At 58.2% G+C, this 26,845-nt stretch carries 22 protein-coding genes; 18 read left to right on the forward strand and 4 right to left on the reverse strand.

The window, feature by feature from the left end; translation table 11 throughout:
- The first annotated feature begins 22 nt into the window (after positions 1-22).
- The 17 genes from JJN09_RS12655 to JJN09_RS12735 all read left to right on the forward strand — a co-directional run bounded on the left by JJN09_RS12655 (position 23) and on the right by JJN09_RS12735 (position 22,801).
- Positions 23-2,929: a type VI secretion system tip protein VgrG gene (locus JJN09_RS12655; RefSeq protein ID WP_249490433.1), complete on the forward strand. Its 2,907-nt coding sequence runs from the start codon at positions 23-25 to the stop codon at positions 2,927-2,929.
- Positions 2,926-7,632, forward strand: a complete 4,707-nt coding sequence (locus JJN09_RS12660) for an RHS repeat-associated core domain-containing protein (protein WP_249490434.1) — start codon at positions 2,926-2,928, stop codon at positions 7,630-7,632. The genes JJN09_RS12655 and JJN09_RS12660 overlap by 4 nt, the downstream gene beginning before the upstream one ends.
- Before the next feature lie 17 nt (positions 7,633-7,649).
- Positions 7,650-8,267 (forward strand): hypothetical protein, encoded by a 618-nt coding sequence (locus tag JJN09_RS12665; protein WP_249490435.1) that lies wholly within the window; start codon positions 7,650-7,652, stop codon positions 8,265-8,267.
- A gap of 99 nt (positions 8,268-8,366) precedes the next feature.
- Complete coding sequence (locus JJN09_RS12670; protein ID WP_249490436.1) at positions 8,367-8,963, forward strand: hypothetical protein; 597 nt, start codon at positions 8,367-8,369, stop codon at positions 8,961-8,963.
- A 153-nt stretch (positions 8,964-9,116) separates the two neighbouring features.
- Positions 9,117-9,620, forward strand: coding sequence for a DUF4265 domain-containing protein (locus tag JJN09_RS12675; protein ID WP_249490437.1), 504 nt, complete (start codon positions 9,117-9,119; stop codon positions 9,618-9,620).
- A gap of 211 nt (positions 9,621-9,831) precedes the next feature.
- Entirely contained in the window at positions 9,832-10,095 is a 264-nt protein-coding gene (locus JJN09_RS12680; protein WP_096821618.1) for a PAAR domain-containing protein, read from the forward strand.
- Between the two features lie 126 nt (positions 10,096-10,221).
- Positions 10,222-10,617, forward strand: a complete 396-nt coding sequence (locus JJN09_RS12685; RefSeq protein ID WP_249490438.1) for a hypothetical protein — start codon at positions 10,222-10,224, stop codon at positions 10,615-10,617.
- A 249-nt stretch (positions 10,618-10,866) separates the two neighbouring features.
- Complete coding sequence (locus tag JJN09_RS12690) at positions 10,867-11,919, forward strand: isopenicillin N synthase family oxygenase (protein WP_249490439.1); 1,053 nt, start codon at positions 10,867-10,869, stop codon at positions 11,917-11,919.
- A 42-nt stretch (positions 11,920-11,961) separates the two neighbouring features.
- Entirely contained in the window at positions 11,962-12,771 is an 810-nt protein-coding gene (locus JJN09_RS12695) for a MetQ/NlpA family ABC transporter substrate-binding protein (RefSeq protein ID WP_249490799.1), read from the forward strand.
- On the forward strand, positions 12,768-13,568 hold the full coding sequence (locus tag JJN09_RS12700; protein WP_249490440.1) for a methionine ABC transporter ATP-binding protein: 801 nt from the start codon (positions 12,768-12,770) through the stop codon (positions 13,566-13,568). Before JJN09_RS12695 ends, JJN09_RS12700 begins: the two co-directional genes overlap by 4 nt.
- The gene (locus JJN09_RS12705; RefSeq protein ID WP_249490441.1) at positions 13,565-14,236 is read left to right on the forward strand and encodes a methionine ABC transporter permease; all 672 of its coding nucleotides are present in this window, start codon (positions 13,565-13,567) and stop codon (positions 14,234-14,236) included. Before JJN09_RS12700 ends, JJN09_RS12705 begins: the two co-directional genes overlap by 4 nt.
- Positions 14,237-14,244: 8 nt before the next feature.
- A complete protein-coding gene (locus tag JJN09_RS12710; RefSeq protein WP_249490442.1) occupies positions 14,245-15,801 on the forward strand; it encodes a sugar ABC transporter ATP-binding protein in 1,557 nt (518 codons plus the stop codon).
- Positions 15,794-16,819, forward strand: coding sequence for an ABC transporter permease (locus tag JJN09_RS12715; RefSeq protein WP_249490443.1), 1,026 nt, complete (start codon positions 15,794-15,796; stop codon positions 16,817-16,819). The genes JJN09_RS12710 and JJN09_RS12715 overlap by 8 nt, the downstream gene beginning before the upstream one ends.
- 31 nt (positions 16,820-16,850) lie before the next feature.
- A complete protein-coding gene (locus JJN09_RS12720) occupies positions 16,851-17,906 on the forward strand; it encodes a substrate-binding domain-containing protein (RefSeq protein WP_249490444.1) in 1,056 nt (351 codons plus the stop codon).
- Between the two features lie 9 nt (positions 17,907-17,915).
- Positions 17,916-18,581 (forward strand): sulfite oxidase-like oxidoreductase, encoded by a 666-nt coding sequence (locus JJN09_RS12725; protein WP_249490445.1) that lies wholly within the window; start codon positions 17,916-17,918, stop codon positions 18,579-18,581.
- A gap of 389 nt (positions 18,582-18,970) precedes the next feature.
- A complete protein-coding gene (locus JJN09_RS12730; protein ID WP_249490446.1) occupies positions 18,971-21,358 on the forward strand; it encodes a TonB-dependent siderophore receptor in 2,388 nt (795 codons plus the stop codon).
- Between the two features lie 42 nt (positions 21,359-21,400).
- Positions 21,401-22,801 carry an APC family permease gene (locus JJN09_RS12735; RefSeq protein ID WP_249490447.1) on the forward strand — a complete coding sequence of 467 codons (1,401 nt, stop codon included), beginning with the start codon at positions 21,401-21,403 and terminating at the stop codon, positions 22,799-22,801.
- 107 nt (positions 22,802-22,908) lie between these two features.
- Here JJN09_RS12735 and JJN09_RS12740 read toward each other — a convergent pair whose 3' ends face one another.
- The gene (locus JJN09_RS12740; protein ID WP_249490448.1) at positions 22,909-23,370 is read right to left on the reverse strand and encodes a DUF3574 domain-containing protein; all 462 of its coding nucleotides are present in this window, start codon (positions 23,368-23,370) and stop codon (positions 22,909-22,911) included.
- A 391-nt stretch (positions 23,371-23,761) separates the two neighbouring features.
- On the opposite strand from JJN09_RS12740, the gene JJN09_RS12745 reads away from it, so the two are divergent.
- Positions 23,762-24,271, forward strand: coding sequence for a hypothetical protein (locus JJN09_RS12745; RefSeq protein ID WP_249490449.1), 510 nt, complete (start codon positions 23,762-23,764; stop codon positions 24,269-24,271).
- 81 nt (positions 24,272-24,352) lie between these two features.
- Here JJN09_RS12745 and JJN09_RS12750 read toward each other — a convergent pair whose 3' ends face one another.
- The 3 genes from JJN09_RS12750 to JJN09_RS12760 all read right to left on the reverse strand — a co-directional run bounded on the left by JJN09_RS12750 (position 24,353) and on the right by JJN09_RS12760 (position 26,811).
- Positions 24,353-24,943, reverse strand: coding sequence for a helix-turn-helix domain-containing protein (locus tag JJN09_RS12750; protein ID WP_173861382.1), 591 nt, complete (start codon positions 24,941-24,943; stop codon positions 24,353-24,355).
- A 53-nt stretch (positions 24,944-24,996) separates the two neighbouring features.
- The gene (locus JJN09_RS12755; RefSeq protein ID WP_170929559.1) at positions 24,997-25,158 is read right to left on the reverse strand and encodes a hypothetical protein; all 162 of its coding nucleotides are present in this window, start codon (positions 25,156-25,158) and stop codon (positions 24,997-24,999) included.
- Positions 25,159-25,293: 135 nt separating this feature from the next.
- A complete protein-coding gene (locus tag JJN09_RS12760) occupies positions 25,294-26,811 on the reverse strand; it encodes a hypothetical protein (RefSeq protein ID WP_249490450.1) in 1,518 nt (505 codons plus the stop codon).
- Positions 26,812-26,845: the final 34 nt, after the last annotated feature.

The raw sequence follows: 26,845 nt of genomic DNA on the forward strand, positions 1-26,845 counted from the left end.
GCACTGTGCGAGGGACAAGGGAATGTTCTCACCGGCCAACCAGGCTCATTTCAACCTGACCATCGATGGCGCGGACAGCGATTTCCAGGTGCTGTCGTTCACCGGTCGGGAGGCCCTCAATACCCCCTTTGAATTCGAGCTGGAACTGGTCAGCGAAAAGGCTTCGATCAACCTCGAAAGCCTGCTGCACAAACTGGCGTTTCTTCAGCTTTCGCCGAGCGGCAGCGGGATCCACGGGCTTATCTACAGCATCGCCCAGGGCGAGGCGGGCAAGCGCCTGACCCGCTACAAGATCTCCCTGCGTCCGCAGCTTTCGTACCTCGCGCACCGTTTCAATCAGCGCATCTTCCAGCAGATGACCGTGCAGCAAATCATCAGCCAGGTGCTGGAAGAACACGGCATCCTCGCCAGCGATTACCACTTCCAGCTCAGCGCGATCTACCCGGAGCGGATCTACTGCACGCAGTACGACGAGAGTGACCTGCATTTCGTCCAGCGCCTGTGTGAGGAGGAGGGGATTCACTACCACTTCCAGCACACCGCCAGCGGCCACAAACTCACCTTCGGCGATGACCAGACGGTGTTCCCGAAACTGGCGCCGGTGGCCTATCAGCAGGACTCCGGGCTGGTGGCGGACAAACCGGTGGTCAAGCGTTTCGGCCTGCGCCTGGCCACCCGCACCAGCCGCACTACACGGCGTGATTACGACTTCGTCAAACCGAAGATCGAGCTGGAAAGCGATGCCAAGAGCAGCGCCCAGCCGGACCTGGAAGATTACGATTACCCGGGCCGTTTCGTGGACCGCGAGCGCGGCAAGCACCTGGCCAACCGCAACCTCGAACGCCACCGCAGCGACTATCGCCTGGCCGAGGGCAACAGCGACCAGCCGATCCTGGTCACCGGGCATTTTCTGGCCCTGACCGACCACGCCAACCCGACGTGGAACGACCTCTGGCTGCTCACTGAAATCTTCCACGAAGGCAAGCAGCCACAAGTGCTGGAAGAGTCGGTGACCAGCGACACCACCGACAACAAAGACGATTTCCATCAGGGCTATCGCAACCGTTTCAACGCGATCCCGTGGGACGTGCCGTACCGTCCGCCGCTGGACCATCCGAAACCGAAAGTCCTCGGTTCGCAAAGCGCCGTGGTCACCGGCCCGGAAGGCGAAGAAATCTTCTGCGACCAGTACGGCCGGGTGAAGGTGCAGTTCTTCTGGGACCGCGAAGGCCAGCACGACGACAAGACCACCTGCTGGATGCGCGTAGCCTCCAGTTGGGCGGCTGAAACCTTTGGCTCGATCAACATTCCGCGGGTCGGCATGGAAGTGCTGATCACCTTCCTCGAAGGTGATCCCGACCAGCCGCTGATCACCGGTTGCCTGTACCACGGCGCCAACCTGCCGCCGTACAAACTGCCGGACTTCAAGACCCTCGCCACGGTCAAGAGCAAGGAATACAAGGGCAGCCGCGCCAACGAACTGCGCATCGACGACACCACCAGCGAGATCAGCATCGCGCTGCGCAGTGATCACGGGGCGAGTGCGATCAACCTCGGTTACCTGACTCATCCACGTCCTTCAGGTGGGCAGCCACGCGGCGAAGGTTTTGAGTTAAGAACCGACCGCCACGGCGCCGTGCGTGCGGGCGCCGGTCTGCTGATCACCACAGAACCGCGTCCGAACGAATCCAAACACCACAAGGATCTGCCGGAAACCGCCGAACGCCTCGCCACGGCCAGCGATCAACAGGACGGTTTCGCCACGCAGGCCAAAGAGCTTCAGGCTCAAGAGGCCGGCGATCAGGACGACGTGGCCAAGGCCTTGCACGCGCAGCACCAGGGCGTGCTCGGCTCGGGACCGGCGAACCTCACCGCCAACGAATTCCCCGAATTCACCGAGCCGCATCTGGTACTCGCCAGTCCCGCCGGCATCGCCCTGACCACGCCGCGCTCCAGCCACATCGCCACCGGCGAACATCTGGCGCTGAGCAGTACCGGGCACACCAGTTTTTCCGTCGGCAAACGCCTGCTCGCCAGTGCCAGTCGCGGCATGCGTCTGTTCGTGCAGAGCATGGGTTGGCGGCTGGTGGCGGCGTCCGGCGACATCGACGTCAAGGCGCTCAAGGACAGCATCAACCTGCTGGCCAAACTCAACATCACCGCCAACGCCGACCGCATCACCATCACCGCCAAAACCGAACTGGTGATCCAGGGCGGCGGCAGCGCCACGACCTACAACGCCGGCGGCATCACCCACGCCACCAGCGGCCCGTACACCGCCCACGCGGCGAACTTCGCCTACACCGGTGCGAAATCCCTGGCCGGCGTGTTCCCGGAACCGCCGAAACCGGGCAAGGGCAATCTCGAATTGTTCAACCAGTACGCCGGGCGTCAGGGCATCAAGGACGGCGATTACGAAGTCATCGATGCGCTGGGCAAAAGCATCAAGGGCAAGCTCGACGGCAAGGGTTTCGCCAGCGTTGCCGGTGCGGCCCCGGGCCCGGCACGCGTGCTGTTCGGCAAGGATCCGGCGGACACCTGGAGCGAGGGCAGCTACATCGGCAAACCGGAGTGGCCGTTGAACCCGCCGGGGGCCGAAGACATTCCGAGCCAGGTGCAGGCCATGGTCGCGCAGGCGTTGCCGAGCAAGAACTGGGACATGTTGGAGAAGGGCAAGGAATTGGCGCAGACAGGGATGGGCGCGATGCAGACCGCGCAAGGTGCGATGCAAACGGCGCAGCAGGTGAAGGGTGTGATGCAGGGCGGAGCGGCCGGGTTGCCGAAACTGGCGAGTGCGGCGATGCCGAGTGCTTCAAGCCTTCTCGGGGCGGCGAGCAAGGCGGGCAAGTTGCCTAGTCTGCCAACGCCGGCGTTACCGAAATCCTCGCTTAAAACCCCTGGGCTGATTGCAAGTGAGATGCTGTCATGACTACCGCAAGCGCAACACAAAGCCGAGAGTCTCAAGTTGCTGTCGTGCCGCTGAATCAGATTCAAGTAGCGGATGTCGGACGCGATGCAGCCAAGTTCGATGCGTGGCTGCAGGAAGTCAGTGGTGGCTACGTAACGCTTGAACGGATCAAGTATTTCGCCGGGGCTCTGCCGGTAGTCGGCAATATCATGGCGCTGGTCGATGTCTTGAATGACATCGCTGTTTTATCCCGTAGTGAAAAGCGCGATCCGCTGGATTGGGTCAGTCTGGGCATCGACCTGATCGGTGTAATACCAGTGCCTGCGAATATGGCTGCCGCACGCATGAGCCTTCGACCGACGCTTTATCTGGTTCGACAGGAAATGAAGGTGGCTGGCAAGGCTCTATTGGGCGATGCATTGATCAACGTGATTGCCGGTCACTTGAACGCGACGATTGTCGGCGAGATTGATCACTTCGTTAAGACCGCGCAATCCGCCTTGCCTGATCTGCTGGATAAAGCCGGGCAAAAGGGTGAAGAGTTCCTCAAGCAGATTGCCACGGGATTGAACGCTGTTGTCGATGCTGAACTTGATGCCGGTGCTGACCTCAAGCGAGCAGGGAAAAAAATGGACGGTGTGGGGGGGCAACTCCTGCACGATCCCGGCAAGGCCATCAGCAATATTTTTGACGCAGCCTTCGATGTCTACAAGGCCGCGGGAAAGGGCGTAGTCAATAGCGCTGCAAAGCATCTGTTGCCTCGGGAAGCCAAGAAGCTCGTTCACGATCAAACCAAGATACTGGTTGCCATGGGGCCGGAGTTAAAGGCTCAGCTGAAAAAGCTCAGTAATCCGAACATGCCGTTTTCCATTGGCGCGCTGCTGATCGTACTGACAAAGGCTGTCGAGGCCTGGAACCTGCGTAACAGGCGTGGTGTCGCTGGTCACGTGAAAGTCGGCGGAACGAGCCAGGCCAAACACAGGGCAGGTGAGGGCAGAACCGAAGTCAGGAAGACGGAAGTACCGGCGAAGAAGAAACCCAATGCCGAAAAAAACGGTACCTGCCCGGGTACCTGCGACAGCATCAGCTTTGCAGTGGGCTCCGAAAGTATTGCTCACACGGATTTCAATCTGACCGGCCCGTTCCCGATCGAGTGGACGCGTATCTACAGCTCGGATCTGGATTCCTATGATCAAGGCGATTTGGGTGCACGATGGATCACTTCGTTCACCACACGATTCGACCTCGTTGACGGTGCCTTGCAGTTCCATGATGCGGATGGCCGCAGCCACGACTATCCATTGCCTAAAGTCGATCTGTTCCATTACGACGCGATCGAAAACCTCACAGTTGTCCGCGTCAGTGACGACAAGCTGTTGCTCTGCCGTGGTTTCGAACGCAAGGAAACCTATGTCCGCCGTGGCCAGCAGTTTCTGCTGGTCGGTGTGGAGTTGCGCAGCGGCGCCGGCATCATGCTGCATTACGAGCACCGCTACGGTGACCGGACAGTACTGTCCGACCTGATTACGTACGAGGGGGATCCGGGCAAGGTGCATCTGCACCTCGGCACGATGATTGATGGACAAGGGCGTTTGGCCGGACTCTGGGAAATCCGTGACGGTGAGCCTCTGCGTCAGCTTTGTTCCTATGTTTACGATTCGGCGGGCGATCTGGTTCAGGCACAGGATGAAAACGGTGCTGCATGGCGTTATCAGTACCAGCATCACTTGATCACCCGTTATACCGATCGCACCGGGCGCGGCATGAACCTGCAATGGCTGGGTCACGGTGCAGACGCCAAGGCAGTTCGTGAGTGGGCGGATGACGGCAGTTTCGATACCCGCCTGGAATGGGATGAAAACATTCGACTGGTGTACGTCACCGATGCGCTCGGTCATGAGACCTGGCATTACTTTGACAGTCTGGGTTACACCTACCGTATTCGGCACGCCGACGATCGCTCTGACTGGTTCTTCCGTGATACCGCAAAAAACGTGGTCCGCCACGTCCGTGCCGATGGGCGCTCGGATCGCTACAGCTATGATGAACGAAGCAATCTTCTCGAACACATTCGCACCGATGACACGGTGGTCCACTTCGCTTACGACGATATCGGCCAACTGATCAAGATCAGCGATGCCGAGGGTGGGCAATGGACAAGGGCCTATGACGACGGTGGCAACCTTGTCGAGAGCGTCGACCCACTGGGCAACAAGACCGAATACGCTTACAACCCGGCCGGGATGCCAGTCTCGGTCAAAGATGCCAACGGCAATGAAAAGAAACTGGCGTACAACGCTTCCGGGCAATTGGTGGAGTACGTCGATTGTTCAGGCAAGACCAGTGCCTGGGAGTATAACGAGCGCGGCCAGATGATTTGCTTCACGGACGCTGCCGGGCACAGTACCGAATACCGATACAGTGCCGGGCAGTTGACGTTGATCATGCACCCGGACAAGACCGAGGAGCGCTTCGAGCGTGATGCCGAGGGCCGATTGCTGGCCCATGTCGATGGTCTGGACCGTTGCACAACGTGGAAGTACAGCGCGGCGGGGTTGATCGCCGAGCGGGTGGATGCGCTGGAGCATGCCGTTCGTTATCGCTGGGATAAGCTCGGTCGACTGATTGCACTGGAGAACGAGAACGAACGTCGTGCTCACTTCAACTACGATCCGGTCGGTCGTTTGTTGGAAGAAACAGCTTTTGACGGGCGTTCAACTCGCTATTCGTACGAGCGCGAAACCGGGCGGCTTGCGAAAATCTACAACGGTGAACATTGCGTCGAGGTGCGTTTTGACTCAATGAATCGTTTGATCGAACGCAGAGCAATTCTGGGTGATCAGCAGCAAAGCGAAACCTTCGATTACGACGGCAACAGCAAACTGATCATGGCTTGCAATGCTGATAGCCGCTTGCAGTGGTTCCATGATCCGGCGGGCAACATCCTGCGTGAGCATCAACACTATCTGGGCCTGGAAAGCCCGATGGTCGCCATATGGCAGCATGAGTACGATGCACTCAATCAACGCGTTGCAACCCTGCGTCCCGATGGTCATCGAGTCAGTTGGCTGACCTACGGCAGCGGCCACCTGCTGGGATTGCGTCTGGATGACCATGAACTGGCCGGATTCGAGCGTGACGATTTGCACCGTGAAGTCGCTCGCCATCAGGGAAATCATCTGTTGCAAACGCAGAAATGGGACCCGGCCGGGCGCCTGCAAGCTCAGGTGCTGGAGCGCAGTGCCGACAAATCGGTGCTGCTCAAGCGTGACTACCAATACGATGCCGCTGGTCAACTGACGGATATCAATGACAGTCGTCGGGGCCCGCTTTCCTATCGTTATGACCCTGTCGGTCGTTTGATCAATGCGGTTACGCGTATAGGGGTCGAAACCTTTGCGTTCGATCCTGCCGGGAATCTCCTGGATGAGCGAGCCTTTGAAATCCGCCGGCCTCTGGACCAAGAGCCTGCGCGAAGCAAACTGCTGGATAACGTGTTGCGTGAATACGCGGGCACGAATTATGAGTACGACGAGCGCGGTAATCAGATCAAGCGTTGGAGTAACGGCAGCGTCTGCGAAATGCGATGGGACCTGTTCGATCGCCTGGTGCATTTCGAAGATGATCGTCTGTCGGTGGATTATGCATACGACCCGTTAGGTCGCCGCCTGCACAAGAACTCTCGAGCGCACTACAAGCATCGTCCAGAGGCAGGCTCTCTGTGGAACCGCAATGAACATGCACGTAAACAACGTGAGCATGACTGTGGCTTCACTATGTTCGGTTGGGATGGTGACAATTTGGCGTGGGAGAGCAGTCCCCCGCAGCTGGATGGCGATACCGGACGCACGGTTCATTACATTTACGAACCGGGTACCTACAACCCCGTGGCACAGGCGCTGAGTCAGGAGCCTGTTCGTCTGGTGCCTCAACCCGAATACGGTGACGTTTACGCGGCGGACGAGGATCCACTTTGGAATCACGCTCCGGTTCCGCACCCGTTTGATGCGATTTCCTGGTATCAGTGTGATCACCTCGGTACACCCCAGGAAATGACCGATCAGCAAGGGAATGTGGCTTGGAGCGCTCATTACAAAGTGTGGGGGCGGGCGATTGAACAGCGCTCATCATCAGCGCTGCAGCAAGGGTTGAAAAACCCAATTCGCTTCCAGGGTCAGTATCACGACCATGAGACCGGCCTGCATTACAACCGTCACCGGTACTACGATCCAGACGTCGGTCGCTTCGTTTCTCGTGATCCGATCGGGTACGCAGGTGGTATCAACTTCTATCAATATGCAATCAGTCCGACCCAGTGGGTCGATCCGAACGGTCTTTGCAGCACTGCACTCAATCGGGCACTGGGCGGAAAAACCCATGACAAGATGCAGGCCCATCACCTGATTCCCGAGGAAGTATGGGGACGGCAGGCCAGCTTCTTCTCGGATATCGGGATGGGTGGAGAACGCGATAAAAAGGAAAACGGATTGTTGATGCCCGACAGTGCCGATCAGGCCAAGAAAACCAAGCGTGTTTTTTACCATTGTGGGTCGCATGGTAAGGTCTATACGCCAATGGTTGAAAATATGGTTGAAAAAGTTCGTGATGATTACGATTCTGGCGATATTGATAAGGCACAGGCCCGCGCTCAGATTTCAGCAATCCAATCGAGACTAAGAGCGAGTTTGTCTGTCCCTGGAACAAAACAACGTCGAGTTCGATGAAGCAGGAGATGTGCCGAATGAATTATTACGTGCTTTCTCAAAAGAAAGATGTTGGTTGCCCTATAGGGATTCTTTTTGCCGATCTCTTTGATAAGTACTATCCCAACACGAAGGGGGTTGAATTCGGCTTTTTTCCATGGTATGCGGAAAAGGGTAAGCCCGGGCCACGTACACCTTTTCCAGAAGGAATGGTTTTAATTTCCAAAGATAAGCACTATGACTTCGATATTCGTAGTGTTTCGAAGTTTTTTTATGTGGTGAGTGATGAGTTTTTAGCTATATGTAATAAGGTTAATGTGAATATAGTTGATAGCGTCAGAATTGAAGTGGTTTCCGAGGCAGGGGAGCGTATTTCTTCAAAAAATTACAATGCTGTACTGTTCGATGAAATGGATGTTCGGAAGAACTGTGATCCAGCTTCTACGTTCGTCGAGGAAAATGGTAGACCCGTCAGGTTCAAGAAATTAATTCTCCCCGATGAATGGGATCTAGATATTTTCAAGTACAGGAGACTCGTTTCAGGTAGCGATAGTCTGATTTGCTCTCAGTCGTTCAAGGATTTGGCGATCGATTTAAAGGGCGTTGAGTTCACTCCATTGGAAACAGTTGTCTGGTCTGGGATTCGAAGGGTTTAAAGGATGCAGGTCGGAGTTGCCAATTGAATAGCGCTATTCGCCTCTGATAGATATTGATTGTGGTCTATATAAATCTGTCCCCTTTAATAGAGAAATACAGTGTTTAATGAGTTGGTTTTTACCCAAGAGTCGCCTACGAACGCTGATGCCTATGCAGGCGGAGGCGTCTATCTGCCGAGTGATGTGGTTTGGCCTCAATCGACAGAGGGACAGCCACTTACACATTTTATCTCTTTTCCCGGTGCATGGTTTTCAGATGCGCTAGTGGATGAAACTTATTGGGTCTCGGTATTTATACCGTACCTACCGGGAGAGGTTGGGCATTACAGAAAGCTGAGAGCCATCAATGGGGTGTCCGAAGCCGTTGTTATAGGGTATTTTCGATCAAACGAAGAGCGGAATGAAGCGTCTAATAAAATAATGGATTGCGGAAAAATCCTGCTTTCGTCGAATCCCGATTCTGATGATGATGAAAATTTGGCGTCTAAACTTGATGGTGTAGATGCTTGGTTACAGGCACCTATATCATCAAGTGTAGGCCGCAGACGGCTGTCTATTTATGGTGGGGATGTAGATGTTTCTCTCCCCAATAACAAAGGCATACTATCTGATGGTATGGGCTATCTTTTCCTGGATGATGAGTTTGCAGGAAAAAAAGGAGCCGGGTGTGGTAGGTTTTTTCTCCAGCTAGGTTAGTCGAAAAGTTTTTTAAGAAATAATGATGGGTGCAGCCGTTACTGTGTCAGGAGTTAGCGAGATTTGTTGGGGGTGGTTTTGTTTTTGAATCACTTTTGCATTATATAAATCTGTCGCCTCGTGGTCACATTTAACGGTGTGAGCGGATCTATTATGAGCGATGTTTTTCACAAAATTATTTTTGAGTTGACACCTGATGAAGATGATTATCCGCCGGTTTCAGCGGAATCGGTATGGGGCGTTTACCAGGGGGATAACGTCTATGTCCTAGACAATACGCCTTATTACACATATGGCGTAAGCAAGGGGGATAGTGTGCTAGTCCGTCAGAGTGATGGCGAATTAGTTGTGACGTATGTAATAAAGCAAGGTGGGCACTCAACCATCAGGGTGTATGCAAATGATCCTGAAAAAAAATCAGAAATTATCGATAATCTTAAAAATCTAGGTGCGTCCTGCGTGTCTAATAAATTTTCATTTTTTTCAGTTGATATTCCAGTTTCTTGTGTTTTTTTACGCGTTGATGAGTATCTTTCGGCAATATCTGATGGAGAGAATATTGCATATGAAGACGCATGCTTACAACACCCGGGTATAGCATCGGTTCGTCTTGAAGAGTGTCTGTCGCTCGCCACGGTTCCGTTCATGACACATTGATAATGTTGTGGAGTTGGATAATCGGGGGACGGATTTGTTCGTGCACAATTTTTTGCACTATATAAATCTGCCACCTTTAACGCGCTCGGCGCTCTTGAGCAGTGTCCGCGACGAGCTTTATAACCAAGCCGGTTGAGTAAAAAAGAAAAGTCTGCTTGCTGATCCGCCAGTCGATCACAGCAGCCCAATTTCAGGTCAATGGAGTGACGTAATGAAAGACGCAATCCGCCTCGGCGACTCCACCACCCACGGTGGCAAAGTCCTCGAAGCCTTCTCCCGGACCGACCTCAATGGCAAGCCTATAGCCGGAGTCGGTCACAAGGTCAGTTGCCCTTTGTGCAAGGGGATTTTTCCGATTGCCGAGGGCAGCAGCACCTACACCGTCGATGGCGTGCCCATCGCGCTTGACGGCATGAAAACCGCCTGCGGTGCAGCGTTGATCGCCAGTGGACCCAAAGGGGCTGTGGTCAGCTGAATCCATACCCGTGCATTTCCCATGACGCGGCCTTTTCGGCGCGTTGTTTGAAAAAGACATGCTTCAACCAAAACAGGCTTCACCCCAAAAAAAGCTCAAAACGCTCCAACATTTAAAGGAATAAATATGAAGACCGCTTCTTTGATTCTCGCCATGGCAGCCGCTTTCGGCACCTGCACGCTCGTCCACGCCGAAGGGCAAGACGCCGCCACCCTGAAAGGGATATACGACAACGGCCGCAACATGTCAGGCCTGATCAAAAGCTGTGTCGACAAGGGGTTCCTGAAAGCAGATAGCACCGAGAACGCCAACAAGATGGTCGCATTCGTTGGCAACATGCCGGGTGATTTCGACAAGCGTGACGGCGACAAGAGCGAACAGTCTGGCCGTAAAGGCGATGTGTTCACGGATGGGGAATACAAGAGCCTGGCAAGCAACCTGCCGCCGAACCTCACCCTCAAACAATGGTGCGAACAGGCCGATCAAGGCATGCGTGAAGGGTTGAAGCGCGTCGGTCTGTAGCCGTCAGCTGATTCAGGGCCGACGGTAACGGCAAGCCGATTGCCGCTGTCGGTCCTGAGGTCAGTTGAACCCCCTCGATAGACAGACCTAAGCTAATGCAAAAAAGGTATTTGTTCGTCGTTTTTAATATCGTTTAGTTTTGGTTCACAGACGAATCAAAGCATCAAACCGACAGACCCCCGATTGCCATGACGGCACACGCTGAATCGATCACAGGCTCTTCAGGTTTGATTCACACGGGAGTGAATCATGCCGCATACCTCAGATATCACCGCATTACCAACCCTTGATCTGTCGCAGCTCGACGGTACGCCGCAGCAGCGCCAGACCTTTCTCGATGACTTGCGCCATGCCGCACGCGACGTCGGTTTTTTCTACCTGACCGGCCATGGCATCGACGCTGGACTGCTCCAGCAAGTACAAGACCACGCGCGCCAATTCTTCGCCTTGCCTGACAGCGAGAAAACCGCCGTCGGCATGGTCAATTCCCCGCACTTTCGCGGTTACAACCGCGCCGCTTCGGAGATCACTCGCGGTCAGCCCGATCAGCGTGAACAGTTCGATCTGGGCGCCGAACGTGAAGTCTTGCCGTTGACGCCGGACAGTCCGCTGTGGGCGCGCCTGCAAGGCCCCAATCAATGGCCCGAAGCGTTGCCGCAACTCAAGCCGTTGCTGCTCGATTGGCAGCAAGCAATGACCCAAATGTCCTTGCGCCTGTTGCGCGCCTTTGCCAAGGCACTCGCATTGCCGGAAAACGCTTTCGACCAGTTGTACGGCGATAAACCCAACGAACACATCAAGCTGATTCGCTATCCCGGGCAGCCCTCGACGGCGAGCAATCAGGGCGTCGGCGCGCACAAGGATTCGGGGTTCCTCAGCTTCCTGCTGCAAGACCAGCACGCCGGCCTGCAAGTGGAAATCGAAGAGGGTCGCTGGATCGACGCGCTGCCACGGGACAACACCTTGGTGGTCAACATCGGCGAGTTGCTGGAACTGGCCACCAACGGTTACCTGCGCGCCACGGTGCATCGCGTGGTCTCGCCGCCGGCAGGCAGTGAGCGCTTGTCCATCGCGTTTTTCCTAGGTGCGCAACTCGACGCGGTGGTGCCGCTGTACCCGCTGCCGGCAGTGTTGCTGCGCGAAGCACGGGGGCCAGCGAGTGATCCGCTCAATCCGCTGTTTCGCGATGTCGGCTGGAATTATCTGAAGGGCCGACTGCGCTCCCATCCCGATGTCGCTCAGCGCTTCTATGCCGATGCGTCGAATACTCAGACACCGCTTCGCAAGACTGCCAACGCCTGATCCATCACTCGCAAAAGGATTCTTCCCATGTTGAAAAAAGCAGTGTTGAAAAAAGCAGGCTTGACTCTGGCCGTCCTCGGCGCGCTGGTGACTTCGTTCGGCGCTCAAGCGCTGGAGCCATTACGGGTCGCGGCCGACCCGGTGCCCCACGCGCAGATCCTCGCGTACATCCAGAAAATCGATCCGCAACTGAACCTCAAGGTGATCGAAATCCCTCAAGGCGTGAACTCCAACGAGCTGCTGGTGCACGGCGATGTGGACGCCAACTACTTCCAGCATCTGCCGTACCTGCAATCCCAGGAAAAGGCCCTCGGCGAAAAACTCGCAGTGGCCGCAACGGTGCACATCGAGCCGCTGGGCATTTACTCTCATCGCCACAAAACCTTCGCCCAGGTGCCGGACAAAGGCACGGTCGCCGTGCCGAACAACGTCACCAACCTGAGCCGCGCGCTGTACCTGTTGCAGGACAACGGCCTGATCAAGCTCAAGCCCGGTTTCAATGATCCGGCAGCCGATCAGGCAACGCCCAAGGACATCGCCGAAAACCCGAAACACCTGAAGATCCTCGAAATCGAATCGCCGCAGCTTCCCCGCGCACTGGACGACGTGGACCTGGCCGTGATCAACGGCAACTACGCGCTGGAGGCCGGTCTCGTACCAGCCAAGGATGCACTGGGCCTGGAAAAAGCCGAGCACAACCCTTACGCCAACATTCTGGTAACCACGCCCAAACTGGAAAATGATCCGCGCATTCAGCAACTGGCCAAGGACCTGACGTCGCCGCAGGTCGCCAAGTACATCGCCGAGAACTTCAAGGGTTCGGTGATCCCGGTGGCGGACGCCAAGCCATGATTTTCGTCGAGCGGTTGAGCAAGACTTACCCGTCAGCGTCGACCCCGGCGCTGGATCAGGTATCGCTGAGCATTCCTGATGGCGCCATCTACGGAATTCTCGGGCGCAGCGGCGCGGGCAAATCGACGTTGCTGCGCTGTCTCAATCTGCTCGAACGCCCGGACTCCGGGCGGATTCTGCTGGACGGCGAGGACCTCACAGCGTTGTCCGATAGCGAACTGCGCCGCCAGCGCCAGCGCATCGGCATGATCTTTCAGGGCTTCAATCTGCTGCATTCGCGCAACGTGTTCGACAACATCGCAGTACCGCTGGAAATCGCCAAAGTCGCCAAACCACAGCGTCATGAACGGGTTCGGGAACTGCTGGATCTGGTGGGTTTGAGCGACAAGGCCGAAGCCTTTCCTTCGCAATTGTCGGGCGGTCAGAAACAACGGGTCGGGATCGCTCGGGCCTTGGCGGCGCGTCCGGCGTATCTGCTGTCGGACGAAGCTACCAGCGCCCTCGATCCGGAAACCACCGCGTCGATTCTGGAGCTGTTGCGCGACATCAACCGGCAGCTGGGTTTGACCATTGTGCTGATCACCCACGAGCTGGACGTGGTCAAGTCGATCTGCGATCACGCCGCGTCCATGGCCAACGGAAAACTGGTGGAGTCGGGGCCGGTCGCCAGATTGCTGGCCACTCCGGATTCCGCGCTCGGTGCTTTGCTGCGACCCAGTTGCGGCTTGCCGCTGGGGCATGACGCACCGGGGCTGAGTTTTCTGCGGCAATACGGTGTACGGGCGGCTCACTCATGAACCGCACCGTCGACTGGAATGAAATCCTGCAACTGGTGCTAAACGCCACCGGCGAGACCTTGTACATGGTGTTGCTCGCCGGGCTTTTCACGCTGTTGATCGGCCTGCCGCTGGGGGTGTTGCTGTTCATCAGTCGTCGTCAGGGTCTGTACCCATTGCCACGGCTCAATCAGGCACTGGGCGCAGTGATCAACCTCGGTCGGTCGCTGCCGTTTGTGGTGATGCTGATTGCCCTGATTCCGCTGACCCGGCTGGTGGTCGGCACCACGCTGGGCAGCACGGCCGCCGTGGTGCCGATTACCATCGGTGCCTTTCCGTTTTTTGCGCGGATCGTCGAGAACGCCCTGGACGAAGTCGAAAAGGGCCGGATCGAAGCGATCCTCGCCATGGGCGGTGACATCCGCCACGTGGTTTTCAAAGTGCTGTTGCCCGAAGCGCTGCCAGCCTTGCTAGCAGGCATCACCCTGACGCTGGTGATGCTGATCGGCTTTTCCTCCATGGCCGGGGTTATCGGTGGCGGGGGATTGGGCGATCTGGCGATCCGCTACGGTTATCAACGGTTTAACAATGAAGTGATGGTCGCCACCGTCGTGGTGCTGGTCATCCTCGTCCAGGGCGTGCAGAGCCTGGGCGATCGACTGGTGCGATCGCTGGCTCATCGACGTTAAGGAATTTTATGAGTGCGCCTGTCGCCGTGGCCTCCGAGCCGCTGATTCGTGTACGTGAACTGAGCAAGGCCTTCGGCTCGAACCGCGCGCTGGATCGGGTCAGCCTGGAGATATTTCCTGCCGAAGTCGTGGCGCTGCTCGGCGCGAATGGGGCGGGCAAGTCGACGCTGGTAAAGGTCCTCGCCGGCAGTCAGTCGGCCGACAGTGGCGAGATTCAGGTCGACGGTCAGCCCCGGCATTTCAACTCGCCGCTGTCGGCGCGCCGGGTCGGCATCGTTGCGGTTCATCAGCAGATCAACGAGGGCATCGCGCCCGGATTGAGCGTGGCGGAAAACCTGCTGCTCGATGAACTGTGCCGCCCGGACGGCGATTTCTGGCTCAATCGCAAGCGCCTGCTGGAACGCGCTGCGAACATCGCCGCCGGGCTCGGTCTGGTGCTGCCGCTGGAGCAACCGATCGAACACCTCGGCCAGGCTGAACGGCAATTGGTGGTGCTGGCCCGCGCCTTTGCTCTGCAGCCACGGTTGCTGATTCTCGACGAGCCGACAGCCGCGCTCTCGGATGCCGAAGCGCAGCGCCTGTTCGGTCTGATCGACACGCTGCGCAGCCGTGGCGTGGCGATCGTTTATATCTCCCATCGCCTATCGGATCTGCAACGGGTGGCGGATCGGGCCATCGTCCTGCGTGACGGGCAACTGGCCGGCGAATTCAGTGCCCGGCAATTGCCTCAGGCGCTGGAAGCCATGCTCGGTCAGGCGCTGGAGGCGCATGTCTACACGCCGCGAGCGGCGGGGCGCGAAGTGCTGAAGCTGCACGACGTAAAACTGCTGCCACGCACCCGAGCCTTTGACCTGACCCTGCACGAAGGCGAAGTGGTGGTGCTGACCGGGTTGCTCGGCGCCGGCAAAAGCGAAATCGCCGAAGTGCTGTTCGGGCTGCGAAAACCGCTGTCCGGATCATTGCAACTGGACGGCGTCGACTGGCAACCAGGCTCGCCCCGACAGGCGATCCAGAGCGGTGTGTACCTCGCCGCCGAAGACCGGGCCAGCCAATCGCTGGTCCCGGATTTCTCCCTGCGCCGCACGCTGACCTTGCCGTTTCTCGAACGCTTCACCCGTGGCGGTTTCATCCGCAACCGTGCGGAAGCGGCAGCGGTCGAGGCGCAAGTCGCGGCGTTGGGGATCAAGACCGCTGGCATTGATGTGCCGATGAGTGCGCTGTCCGGCGGCAATCAACAGAAGGTCGTGCTCGGTCGCTGGCTACTCGGCGAGGGCAGGGTGTTGATCCTCGATGAGCCGTTTCAGGGCGTTGATGTGCGCGCCCGACGCGAGATCGGTCAACTGCTGCGCGACAGCGCCGATGGCCGCGCCACGCTGGTGATCTGTTCGGATGTCGATGAAGCGCTGGAAATCGCCGACCGGATCCTGCTGGTACGCGATCACGCCGTGGTGGCCGAGTATCCGCGTGCCGGCCTGGATCGCGCGACGTTGGTCGCCGCGCTGGCCGGCACTGAACTGGAAAATTCTTTTGTTCAAGCCGCGCCAAGGAGTAGAGCGAGTGCCTGATTCGAGTTCCCTGTTGTCCTCCGCCCCAGTGACGTCCGAGCGTTTTGTGCAAGCGCTGATCCGCTACGGCCTGCTGTGGGTGCTGGCATTGATCGTGGTGTTTTTCAGTGTCGCGGAACCGGCGTTTCTGCGGGTCGGCAACCTGTTCAGCATCTTGCAGTCGGTGTCGATTGTCGCGCTGCTGGCGCTCGGCGTGACCCTGACCATGGCGGTCGGCGGGTTGGATCTGTCGATCGGCGCGGTGGCGGCCATGAGCCTGATGATCGCCAGTTACGTGATGGTGGTGCTCGGTTGGGGCGCGGTGTCGGCGGTGCTGATCAGTCTGGCCGGTGGCGCATTGGTCGGGCTGCTCAACGGCTGGCTGATCGTGAAGATGCGCGTGCCGGACATTCTCGCGACGCTCGGCAGCATGTTCCTGGTGATTGGCGTGCAGTTGATCCCCACGGGCGGACGCTCGATTGCGGTGGGCATGACCCTGCCCAATGGCGATGAAGCCGAAGGCGCGTTCAGTGCGCTGTTTCTTGCGTTTGGGCGCGGGCGGCTGTGGGACCTCGTGCCGATTCCGGTGGTGATCACGACGGTGGTCGCGGTGGCGGTGTGGCTGTTTCTCGAACGCACGCGCATCGGCCGGTTGTTCTATGCGATTGGCGGCAACGAGCAGGCGGCGCGTCTGGCCGGTGCCCCGGTGCAGCGCTTCAAGTTGCTGGCTTATGTGCTTTCGGCGCTGCTGGCCTCGCTCGGCGGATTGTTGTTGGCGGCGCGGTTGGGGCGCGGTGACGTCAGCTCCGGCAACGGTCTGGTGCTCGATGCGCTGGGCGCCGCGCTGATCGGTTTTGCCGTGCTCGGGGCGAAGAAGCCCAACGCGTTCGGCACGCTGGTCGGTGCGCTGCTAGTGGCTTCGTTGCTCAATGGCCTGACCATGCTCAACGCGCCGTATTACGCACAGGATTTCGTCAAGGGACTGGTGCTGGTGCTGGCCCTGATGTTCACCTTCGGCCTCGCGCATCGGGCGCGCTGAGCCGGTTCATTGATGCTTCAAGGAAAGACCCATGCACGGTTCAATCAAGCAGTTCGCACGTCATTGCCTCGCCGGGGCGTTGCTCTCGGCGCTGGCGCTTAATGCGCAGGCCAAGGCCTTGCCCGGTGCACCGGCGCCGTTCGATAAAGGTCAGGTACAGATCGCGCTGGTGGGCTATCTGTTCTCCGGGGATTTCCCCGAAGCCTACCTGCGCGGCGTCGAGAAACAGACCGAAGCGCTGGGCGCCAATCTGCGCGTGTTTGATGCCCGGCAGCAGGCGGCCAGTCAGGGCGAGATGATCGATCAGGCAGCCGACCTCGGTGTCGATGGCATCATCGTGCAACTGGGCCTGGCGGAAACCCTCAAGGGGCCGATCGACCGGGCCCTGGCCAAAGGCATCAAGGTCGTCGCGTTCGATGTCGACCTGAACACGCCGCAAGTGACTCAGGTCGAACAGGATCACCACGCGCTGGCGCGTCTGGCGCTCGATCAAGCGGTGAAGGACAACGGCACCCGCTTCGACGCCGGGTATGTCTACATCAGCGGCTTCACACCGATGGAGCGGCGCGACGAAATCTGGAGCCAGGTCAAAGCGAGCAATCCGGGGATCATCGAGAAGGCGCGATTCGGCACGCTCAATCCGCCGATTGCCAACTCGGTGGCTGATCAGGCGAGCGCCGTGCTGCGGGCCAATCCGGGAATCAGCGTGATTTTCGCACCGTTCGACGAGTTCGCCAAAGGCGCGAAAATCGCCGTGGACGAGGCCGGTCTGAGCAGCAAGGTGAAGATCTACAGCGCCGACATTTCCACCGCCGATATCCAGATCATGAAAGAACCGGGCAGTGCCTGGGCCGCAACGGCGGCGGTCAATCCGCAAGTCGCCGGTGCGATCAGTGTGCGCAGTCTGGCGCTGCTGATCGCGGGGGAAAATCCGGGGCAAAAGGTGCTGGTTCCACCGACCCTGATCACTCGCCAGCAACTGCTGGATCTGGACGTGAAGAACGTGCGGGATCTGGGGCAGAAACTGCCGTCCTTCGGTGATTCCGCCAATGTGGCGCGGGCACCTTGGATTCCCGTGGCGAACTGAGGGGCAGACATGCACGACAAGGCTGCGCGTCTGCGCAAAAGCCGTTCGCCGAAAGCCGATGTGGCGCTGGGCGAACGGCTGCCTCGGGGGCAGGTGCTGACGGAGCGTTTCCCGATCCTGCACGAGGGCGAGGTGCCGACGTATGACCTGGCGACGTGGTCGCTGCGCCTGTTCGGCACCTTGGCTAACCCGGTCGAGTTGACTTACGCCGATCTGCAGGCGCTGCCGCAACGAGAGCTGCGGTGTGACATCCATTGCGTCACCCGTTGGTCGAAGTTCGACACCCGCTGGAGCGGGGTGCACCTGCAGGACCTGTTGCAGGCGCTGGACATTCGTCCGACCTCGTCCTTCGTCATGGCCCACGCCGATCACGATTACCAGACCAATCTGCACCTCGATGACCTGCTGCACCCGGACAGCCTGCTGGCCACCCATTACGACGGTCAGCCGCTGACTGCGCAACATGGTTGGCCGCTACGTCTGGTGGTGGCGGGGCGGTACTTCTGGAAGAGCGCGAAATGGCTGCGCGGGCTCGAATTCACCGATCAGGAACAACCGGGCTTCTGGGAGCGCAACGGCTTTCATTTGCACGCCGATCCTTTCATTGAGCAGCGTTTCAGCGGCGATGCGCTGGACATTGCCGAAGATGCCTGGCGGGAAAAGGATTTCGACTGACGGCATTTAACTTCGCGCCGAAAAAAAACACAGATTAAGAACGTGCTCTACAACAGTGTGGAGTGCGTTAATGTGCGCGATTAGTTGCTCGTTAGTTTGGTGTTCATGTTGTTTTGTAAGCACTAGTGTTGCTCAGGCAACACTCCGTTCGTCGGGCATAACCTAAGCGTTATTGGTTCTTTTGCGGCAGGCGACTGCTCGTCTAGGATCGGTAAACAGGGGGTTCTACTAACTTTGGGGTTCTTGCGCTCTAACAGTCGATAGTTGTTCAACACACTTCGCTGCCTTTCTGAACATCAAAACTACAGCAGAAATTACCGTGCACTGATTGCCGACGCTTAATGATTCGGCAGCGGCCGGTTATTAACTGCGATTCAAGGAGCTGTCGCATGATTCACCGTTCGCGTTCATTACTCGCCATCGCTGTTGTCAGTGCAATCTGGCAACTTCCTGCGCAAGCTGAAGAGACTTCCACGCGCGCCGACGATGACACACGGCTGGGTACCGTGCTGGTCACCGGCACCCGTGGCACCGCCCGCACAGTGCTGGATTCGCCGGTGCCGGTGGATGTGCTGACTGCCGAAGACCTGAAAACTGCCGGCGCCAGTGATGGCGAACTCGGCCAGGCGTTGCAGACGCTGTTGCCGTCGTTCAGTTTTCCGCGCCAGTCCAACTCCGGCGGTGCCGACCATGTGCGTGCTGCGCAGCTGCGTGGCATGAGCCCGGACCAGGTGCTGGTGCTGGTCAACGGCAAGCGCCGACACACGTCGGCGGTGGTCAACGACTCGTCGAAAATCGGCCGCGGCACGGCGCCGGTGGATTTCAACTCGATCCCGATCAGCGCAATCAAACGCATCGAAGTGCTGCGTGACGGCGCGGGTGCGCAGTACGGCTCCGACGCGATTGCCGGGGTGATCAACATCATCCTCGACGACGCCCCCGAGGGCGGTGAAGTGTCCACCAGCTACGGCGCCTACCACACCCATCAGGACGCCATTGGTAAAACCACCACAGACGGCCAGAACAGTGTGACCACAGCCAAGATCGGCACGCGACTGGGTGAGGAGGGCGGCTTCATTCGTGGCGGTACCGAGTACAAGAATCGCAACCCGACCAACCGCGCCGGTTACGACGGTTTTGCCGACACGCCGAACCAGCGCAACTACGTGATGGGCGACGGTATCGCGCGGGACGTGAACCTCTGGTTCAACAGCGAATTGCCGCTGGCCGGCGGTAAGGCCTATTCGTTTGGCACCTACAACCAGCGGCACACCACGGGCGCCGAGTTTTATCGCTATCCGTCCGAGCAGCCGCAGTTCTACCCCAACGGTTATTTGCCGCAGTCGATCGGCGACAACAAGGACATCTCCGCGACGGCCGGTTTCAAAGGCCTGATCGGTGACGACTGGGATTTCGACAGCAGCGTCACCCACGGTCGCAACCGTTTCGACGGGGCCACCCGGCGCACCCTCAACGTCAGCCTCGGCGAGGACTCGCCGACCCGATTCGACACCGGCGACTACGAGTTGCGCCAGACCACCGCCAACCTCGATTTCAGCCGTGAACTGCGGCTGGGCGGACGCTCCTTCGTCCTTGCGCTCGGCAGTGAATACCGCTACGAAAACTACCTGACTTACGCCGGTGACGAGGCCTCTTACATCGGCTCCGGCGCGGACGGCGCCAACGGTTTGCGCCCGAGTGAAGAGTCGGACCTGGACCGCAACGTGTTCGGCACTTACGCCGAGTTGTCCGGTGATCTCACCGACCGTTTCTTCGTCGACGCTGCCACACGCTGGGAACATTACGACGCCGCCGGCAGCAAGCTCACCGGCAAGCTCAGCGGTCGCTACAAGTTGACTGAGCAGTGGGCGTTGCGCGGCGCGGTATCGAACAACTTCCGCGCGCCCTCGCTGGCGCAAAGTGGCTTCCAGAGCACCACCAGCAACTTCGGCGACGGCGGCACGCTCACCGACATTCGCGTGCTGTCGGTCAACGACCCGATCGCCCGTGCTCTCGGTGCGCAGAAGCTCGATCCGGAAACTTCGAAGAACTACAGCCTCGGCCTGACGTTCCAGTTGAACGAACGCTTTGACGCCTCGCTCGACGTTTTCCGCATCGACGTCAAGGATCGCATCACGCTGTCGCAACGCATCGGCAGTGACGCGCTGGAAAGCTACATCAATGACAACTTCGGCGTGGCGGGCGTACACGATGTCAACTTCTTCACCAACGCCGCCGACACCAGCACCCACGGCGCGGAACTGGTGCTCAACTATCACCAGCCGTTCTACGAAGGGCAACTGGGCCTGACCACCGCGTACACCTACAACCACACCAAAGTCACCAGCACCAAAGGCACGCCGTCGCAACTGACCGCGCTGGGGATCGGCAACGATGCGCTGGTCGGCGTCGAGGAAACCAACACCCTCACCGATGCGGCGCCGAAGGATCGCTTCGTGTTTTCCGCCAACTGGGCCAGCGAACACTGGGGCCTTCTCGGCCGTCTGACTCGTCAGGGCGAGACCACCCGGGTGTTCGATTTCGGTGACTCTCAGCCTGAGCAAACCTACGGCGCGGTGTGGCAACTGGATGCCGAGGTGACCTACAAGTTCACCCCGAAATTCAGCATCGCCCTGGGCGGCAACAACCTGACCGACAACTACCCGGAACGCTCCGGCTCGGCCATCAACTACGGCGGCAACCTGCCGTACGACGTACTCTCGCCGATCGGCACCAACGGCGCGTACTACTACGCCACCGCCACCTACGGCTTCTGAGCCTTTTCCGCCATGGATGGCGGATCATCAGCGGGAACCTTCATGACTCAAACCAATGGCCCCAAGCGGCATCTGCCGGTGTTCCAGGCATTGCTGATCACGCTGGGCATGGTCATCACCACCGATATTCTCAAAACCGCGCCGACCGTTGCCTTGAACGTCGGGCCGGAACATTTCTATTGGGTCTGGGTCCTCGGCGGATTGGCGTCGATGGCCGGGGCCTTGTGCTTCGCCGAGATGGCCACCGCGTTTCCGCACCCGGGCGGTGACTATCATTTCCTGCGCACCGCGTATGGCGAGCGCATGGGTTTCCTGTTCGCCTGGTCGCGCTTCTCGGTGATGCACACGGGGTGGATCGCGTTGTCGGCGTTCATGTTCGCCGATTATTTCAACGCGGTTTTTCCGCTGGGACAGTACGGGTCGGGGCTGTTTGCCGGCGCGATCATTGCCGCACTGGTGCTGCTGAATCTGACGGGCAAGCACATCGGTTTCATCACCCAGACCGTGCTGGTCGGGCTGCTTGCCGTGGGCTTTCTGAGCATTGCCAGCGCCGGCGTGTGGCTGGTGTGGCAGGGCGTCGAACCGCTTGCGCCGAGTGCGCCGGTCACGCCTGAGCACACGGGTGCGGCAGGATTTTCTGCCGCGATGATCTTCGTGTTTCTGGCCTTCGGCGGCTGGAGTGATGCGGCGACGCTGTCCGCCGAAGTGCGCGATGGCCGGCGCGGAATCTTCATCGCCATGCTGGGTGCGCTGACGGTGTTGATGGCGATCTATCTGGCGTTGAACTGGGCATTCGTTCAAGGCCTGGGGTTTGAAGGTCTGGCCGCGAGCAACGCGCCGGCGGTGGAATTGTTGAACCGTGCGTTCGGTGCGCCGGGGGTGATGCTGATCCTGTTGATGGTCGGCATCGCGGCCATCGCCACTATCAATTCAACGCTGTTGGTCGGTGCCCGCACCACCTACGCCGCCGCCCGGGACGTGCCGCAACTGCGTCGCTTCGGTGAGTGGGACGAACGCGACGGCGTACCGCGCAAGGCCTTGCTGGCCGAGGGCGCGGTGGCGTTGTTGTTGGTGTTGTTTGGCAGTTTTACTCAGAGTGGCTTCAACACCATGGTTGAGTACCTGACGCCGGTGTATTGGTTGTTTTTGAGTTTGAGCAGTCTGGCTTTGATTATCCTGCGCAAGCGCTTTCCGAACGTGCCACGGCCGGTCAGGGTGCCGCTTTATCCGATTTTGCCGCTGCTGTTTTTTGGGTTGTGCGTTTACATGCTGTATTCCAGTGTGACGGTGGTGGGGTTGGGGGCGTTTTTGGGGATTGGGGTGTTGGTGGTTGGGGCGCTGTTGCTGGCTGCGGTGAATCATCTGACGCCAGGCCCTCACCCCAGCCCTCTCCCGGAGGGAGAGGGGGCCGACCGAAGTGTCTTGCGAGATACATCGACCTGAGAGAGCGAGTCGATTATGGATTCAGAAGAGCAGGTTCAGGTCGACGTAGTACTGAAGCATCCCGCGGTCAGTTCCCTCTCCCTCCGGGAGAGGGCTAGGGCAAGCGATCAAAAGGACACCACAGCCGGCTGAGACAAACGAAGCACCGACAAATCCCCCGTAATCCGCTTGTAAGCCAAACGAATCGCCTCGATGTCGCTCTCACGTTTCGGCCCACTTTCGTGCAGGATCACAATCACCTTGGTCGCCAGTCGCTCCGGCACTTTCGCGTCGTGGTCTTTCCACTGCCCATACGCATCGAACACGCTGAACCCGTCCGGGAACCGCGTCGTCACTTCCTGATCGAGAAACTCGCGCCAGCGCGCCGGGCTCACCACACCTTCCTTGCCGTCAATCGGCCCCACCGAGAAGTACAACTCGGTGCGAACCCACTGCGCCTGCGCCGGACGTGTGGCATCGCCTTGCAAGGTTGAACTCGCGGGATCTTTGGTATGCACGGAAACAGGAGGAGGGCTGGCACAACCGGCGATCGCCAGGAACAGTGCGGCCATCAGGAAACGTTGCGGCATGGAACTTCCTTATTGTTAAGAACTGTCCCGAATTATAGGAGGAGGTGGTAATAGCAATAAAAGATTAAAAAGTGGTTTGCCAGTTAAATAATGGAATAAGCAGTGAGTGTGAAAATAATCGCCATCGGTTAGATCGATTATTTCTTTAAGTTATTTGCTTGGTATTGAAGTGCATATCCATCGCTTCTGAATACATGTGCTTACGTTTGATCTTTCCGTGATCGCGTCTAATCTGCTGTCGCAACAGTTCAGGGCGCACGGAACGCTGCACTTGAAACGTTTGAACAGCACTTTTTGCTGCTCGATGGACAGCTTGTTGCGGATTCTCCAATCCTTAGAATCAGCCCCATCAACTTCTCATCCAGTTCTTAAATCCTCAGGGAGCTTCACCATGATGAACGCCATGCAGATGCAAATGCCGATGAACGCCAACATGCCGATGATGCCGATGACAGGCATGCCGATGATGATGGCGACCATGTCCTGCGAAATGATGGACGACGGCATGATGTGCAAGATGATGCCGGCCGCTGGCATGGACATGGCCATGTTCAAGAACAGCTGCGAAATGATGCAGATGATGATGGACTGCGGCATGCCGATGATGATGCATTGCGGCAACATGAGCATGATGTGCATGTCCCAGGCGGCGATGGCCATGCCGATGATGAACATGATGATGCCGATGCCGATGATGGGCATGCCGATGCCATCGATGAAGTGCGTGATGGAATGCACCATGATGGCCGACTGCATGATGTGCAAAATCATGCCGATGCCAGGCATGAACATGGACATGATGAAGAACTGCTGCAACCTGATGATGAAGATGATGAACGACTGCAGCATGCCGATGATGATGAGCTGCAACGGCATGCCGATGATGTGCTGCACCTGCTGATTCCGGGTAGCGCATAAAAAAGCCCCCGCAGCTTGATGCTGCGGGGGCTTTTGCATTTCTGGAATTCGGTGAAGGCGGTTTTCAGTCCAGACGTTCCGGGTAGGTCACGACTAGATAGGCCACAGCCTCGCTGTCGGCCGGATTGCGATAACGGTGGGGCTGGTCGGCGTAGAACAGGATCGAGTCTCCGGTCGACAGCAGGTAACGCTCGTCGTTGACGCTGATCTCCAGCACGCCCTGGGACACCACCAGATTCTCCTGAACGCCGGGGCCGTGGCCCTCGGAGTGATCCTCGCCCAGGGGGCTCAGGCGTAATTCATAGAATTCCGATTGGCGCGCCACATCGAACGGAAACAACGCCCGACTGACGAACGCACCGCTGGCACTCACCAGCCGTTTGCTCTGACTCGCCGACAACACGGCTACCCCTTCAAACGCGCGGTGTTCCAGAAACGCTGCCACCGACACTTTCAAACCCTTGGCGATTTTGCACAGCACCTTGATCGAGGGCACGCTGCGGCCGGACTCGATCTGCGCCAGCATCGCCCGGCTCACGCCGCACTGGCGGGCGAGGGCATCCAGTGACAAGTGCCGCTTGCCACGCAGGCGTTGCAGGTTCTGCGCGACACGTTCGCAGATCGGGTCTTCTTCCAGTGATTCGAGGTTGTTCAGATCCAGCACGGGTTCGTCGGCGCTCGCCAGAAAGCGCGAGGGTTCACGTGCGTTCACGCTTGACGAGGCTCGTCGGAACGAGCGGCCTGCACCCACTGAAAAGCCTGGTAGCCGGCGTTGCGCGCATACATTTCCCACATCGCGCGGGCCCGTTGCTGGGCTTGACGGCGTTTGCGGTAGGCGGCGAAGTCGATCAGGTTGTCGGTTGGATTCATGGCGCACTTCACTGTGATCAATGACGGGATGAGCTGAGAGTACGCCGATATTTTTATAACGATAAATACTGATTTTGTATTTATTAATTCTTTTTTGTTCTTTGTGATTGACGACGATTTAAAGCTTCTGCCGCCTCACTCAGCCACCTCGATTTTGAACTGGCCGTAGTAACGGCCTTGCTTGAGATCAATTGGTACAAACATCCCGTAGGTCGACAGATAGGCGTACAGGGCGGTGCTTTGGCCGAGGTGGTAATCCTCGCCCATGCAACTGACGACCTTGGCACTGCCCGTCAATGTCGAATAAAACTCGCTGGCAGGCTTTTGCGATTGCACGGTGCATTCGATTTTGCTGTCGACCAGCGCGGGCGCTTTCTGGTATCGGGGGCTGGATCTCTGCACGGTGTAGCTCAAGCGGGACCCCACAGGCATGTTCGCCCAATCACCTTCGAATCGAAGATCAATGATGGCGTCCCTTGTCACCCTGATCCTGTTGAGCTCACTGGTGTATTTAACCTTGGCCAGTTCGGTCAGCCCGCGAAAACTGATCTCCACCGATTGATGGATTTTTCGGTCGAATCGCTCAGTCAACTGTTTGCCCGGCTGGTAGGCGAGGTAAGTGGTATCACGCCCCAATCGCCCCAGTGGACGTCGCTTGAGGTCATCGATGAACGACAGGTCGGGCCCCGTGAGGTTCTTTTTCTCACGTACCTCGTTGAGTTCCTTGAACGACAGGCGCAAGTGTCGAATGTCCTTTTCCGGGGCCGGCAGTTTCAGCCCTTCGATGGCCTTCACCACTGAAGCGGGAAGCAGCGGATCAGGCAATACAAAGGCCGCCTGCTCTCGTCCCTGGAACGGTTTGTAATGATCCAGCGCCTGCCGAGGGCCGCAGACCAGTGTCAGCAACTGTTTCTCATCGACATCGAGTTTGGGCCTGGCAACCGGATCCCGGGTCACCGATCCACCGAGAAGGCGATTCTGCTTGTCGAGGTAAAAAGTGCTGAGGGACGTCAGCCGTTGCTGAGTGCAATCGGCGCTCCAGCGTTGACGCTCCTGCGCATACAGACTGTTATCGGATGGCATCAGCGCTTCTGCGGCGGGTACCCGGGCCGACCAGAAGGCTGTCTGGCCGTCCTTCTGCTTCAAACTGACGCGATCGATCATCTGCCAATCGCCCTGCTCGGGGGCCGCAATCACCTGCCATTGAGGGGCTGCAGTCTCAGCGCAAACCTGCTTCAACTGGGCGCTCTGCAGAAACTGCCTTTTCTGTTCGGCGGGCATTTGTCTGCCCTCAGGCGTGTCGCTTTGGCGATTCACCGCGAAACGCATCATCCCGCCCGTGGTCAGGTGCGCCATCTGTGCGTCCGGCAATTTGCAATGGGTATCGAAACGCGCCAGATGAAGTATGGTCCGCTCCTGGGCCGAGATCACAAGGTAGGACACATAGTCACCGTCGCGCACAATGGAATCCGGATCGGGCTGACCGCTCATGGCGGCATCAAATTCCATTCGGCCCATGGCGTCAAAATCAGTAGCGGTCTGTTTCTTGGGCGTGGTCCGGGGAGCCTCGTAAGAAGTGTTTTGGCATCCACTCAGCCCCACGGCAACGGCAAGCACGGTCAAGCAACTGATACGGTGAATCAAGGCATCCATGCGGGCACGCATCGTCAGGAAAAAGTGATGGCAT

The organism is Pseudomonas sp. HS6 (genome assembly GCF_023375815.1).
Taxonomy (GTDB): Bacteria; Pseudomonadota; Gammaproteobacteria; order Pseudomonadales; family Pseudomonadaceae; genus Aquipseudomonas.

Excerpts from the sequence above, each read along its gene's own strand:
- JJN09_RS12655 (WP_249490433.1), top strand. The coding sequence starts at position 23 with ATGTTCTCACCGGCCAACCAGGCTCATTTCAACCTGACCATCGATGGC.
- JJN09_RS12660 (WP_249490434.1), top strand. The coding sequence starts at position 2,926 with ATGACTACCGCAAGCGCAACACAAAGCCGAGAGTCTCAAGTTGCTGTC.
- JJN09_RS12665 (WP_249490435.1), top strand. The coding sequence starts at position 7,650 with ATGAATTATTACGTGCTTTCTCAAAAGAAAGATGTTGGTTGCCCTATA.
- JJN09_RS12675 (WP_249490437.1), top strand. The coding sequence starts at position 9,117 with ATGAGCGATGTTTTTCACAAAATTATTTTTGAGTTGACACCTGATGAA.
- JJN09_RS12680 (WP_096821618.1), top strand. The coding sequence starts at position 9,832 with ATGAAAGACGCAATCCGCCTCGGCGACTCCACCACCCACGGTGGCAAA.
- JJN09_RS12685 (WP_249490438.1), top strand. The coding sequence starts at position 10,222 with ATGAAGACCGCTTCTTTGATTCTCGCCATGGCAGCCGCTTTCGGCACC.
- JJN09_RS12690 (WP_249490439.1), top strand. The coding sequence starts at position 10,867 with ATGCCGCATACCTCAGATATCACCGCATTACCAACCCTTGATCTGTCG.
- JJN09_RS12700 (WP_249490440.1), top strand. The coding sequence starts at position 12,768 with ATGATTTTCGTCGAGCGGTTGAGCAAGACTTACCCGTCAGCGTCGACC.
- JJN09_RS12705 (WP_249490441.1), top strand. The coding sequence starts at position 13,565 with ATGAACCGCACCGTCGACTGGAATGAAATCCTGCAACTGGTGCTAAAC.
- JJN09_RS12710 (WP_249490442.1), top strand. The coding sequence starts at position 14,245 with ATGAGTGCGCCTGTCGCCGTGGCCTCCGAGCCGCTGATTCGTGTACGT.
- JJN09_RS12720 (WP_249490444.1), top strand. The coding sequence starts at position 16,851 with ATGCACGGTTCAATCAAGCAGTTCGCACGTCATTGCCTCGCCGGGGCG.
- JJN09_RS12725 (WP_249490445.1), top strand. The coding sequence starts at position 17,916 with ATGCACGACAAGGCTGCGCGTCTGCGCAAAAGCCGTTCGCCGAAAGCC.
- JJN09_RS12730 (WP_249490446.1), top strand. The coding sequence starts at position 18,971 with ATGATTCACCGTTCGCGTTCATTACTCGCCATCGCTGTTGTCAGTGCA.
- JJN09_RS12735 (WP_249490447.1), top strand. The coding sequence starts at position 21,401 with ATGACTCAAACCAATGGCCCCAAGCGGCATCTGCCGGTGTTCCAGGCA.
- JJN09_RS12740 (WP_249490448.1), bottom strand. The coding sequence starts at position 23,370 with ATGCCGCAACGTTTCCTGATGGCCGCACTGTTCCTGGCGATCGCCGGT.
- JJN09_RS12745 (WP_249490449.1), top strand. The coding sequence starts at position 23,762 with ATGATGAACGCCATGCAGATGCAAATGCCGATGAACGCCAACATGCCG.
- JJN09_RS12755 (WP_170929559.1), bottom strand. The coding sequence starts at position 25,158 with ATGAATCCAACCGACAACCTGATCGACTTCGCCGCCTACCGCAAACGC.
- JJN09_RS12760 (WP_249490450.1), bottom strand. The coding sequence starts at position 26,811 with ATGGATGCCTTGATTCACCGTATCAGTTGCTTGACCGTGCTTGCCGTT.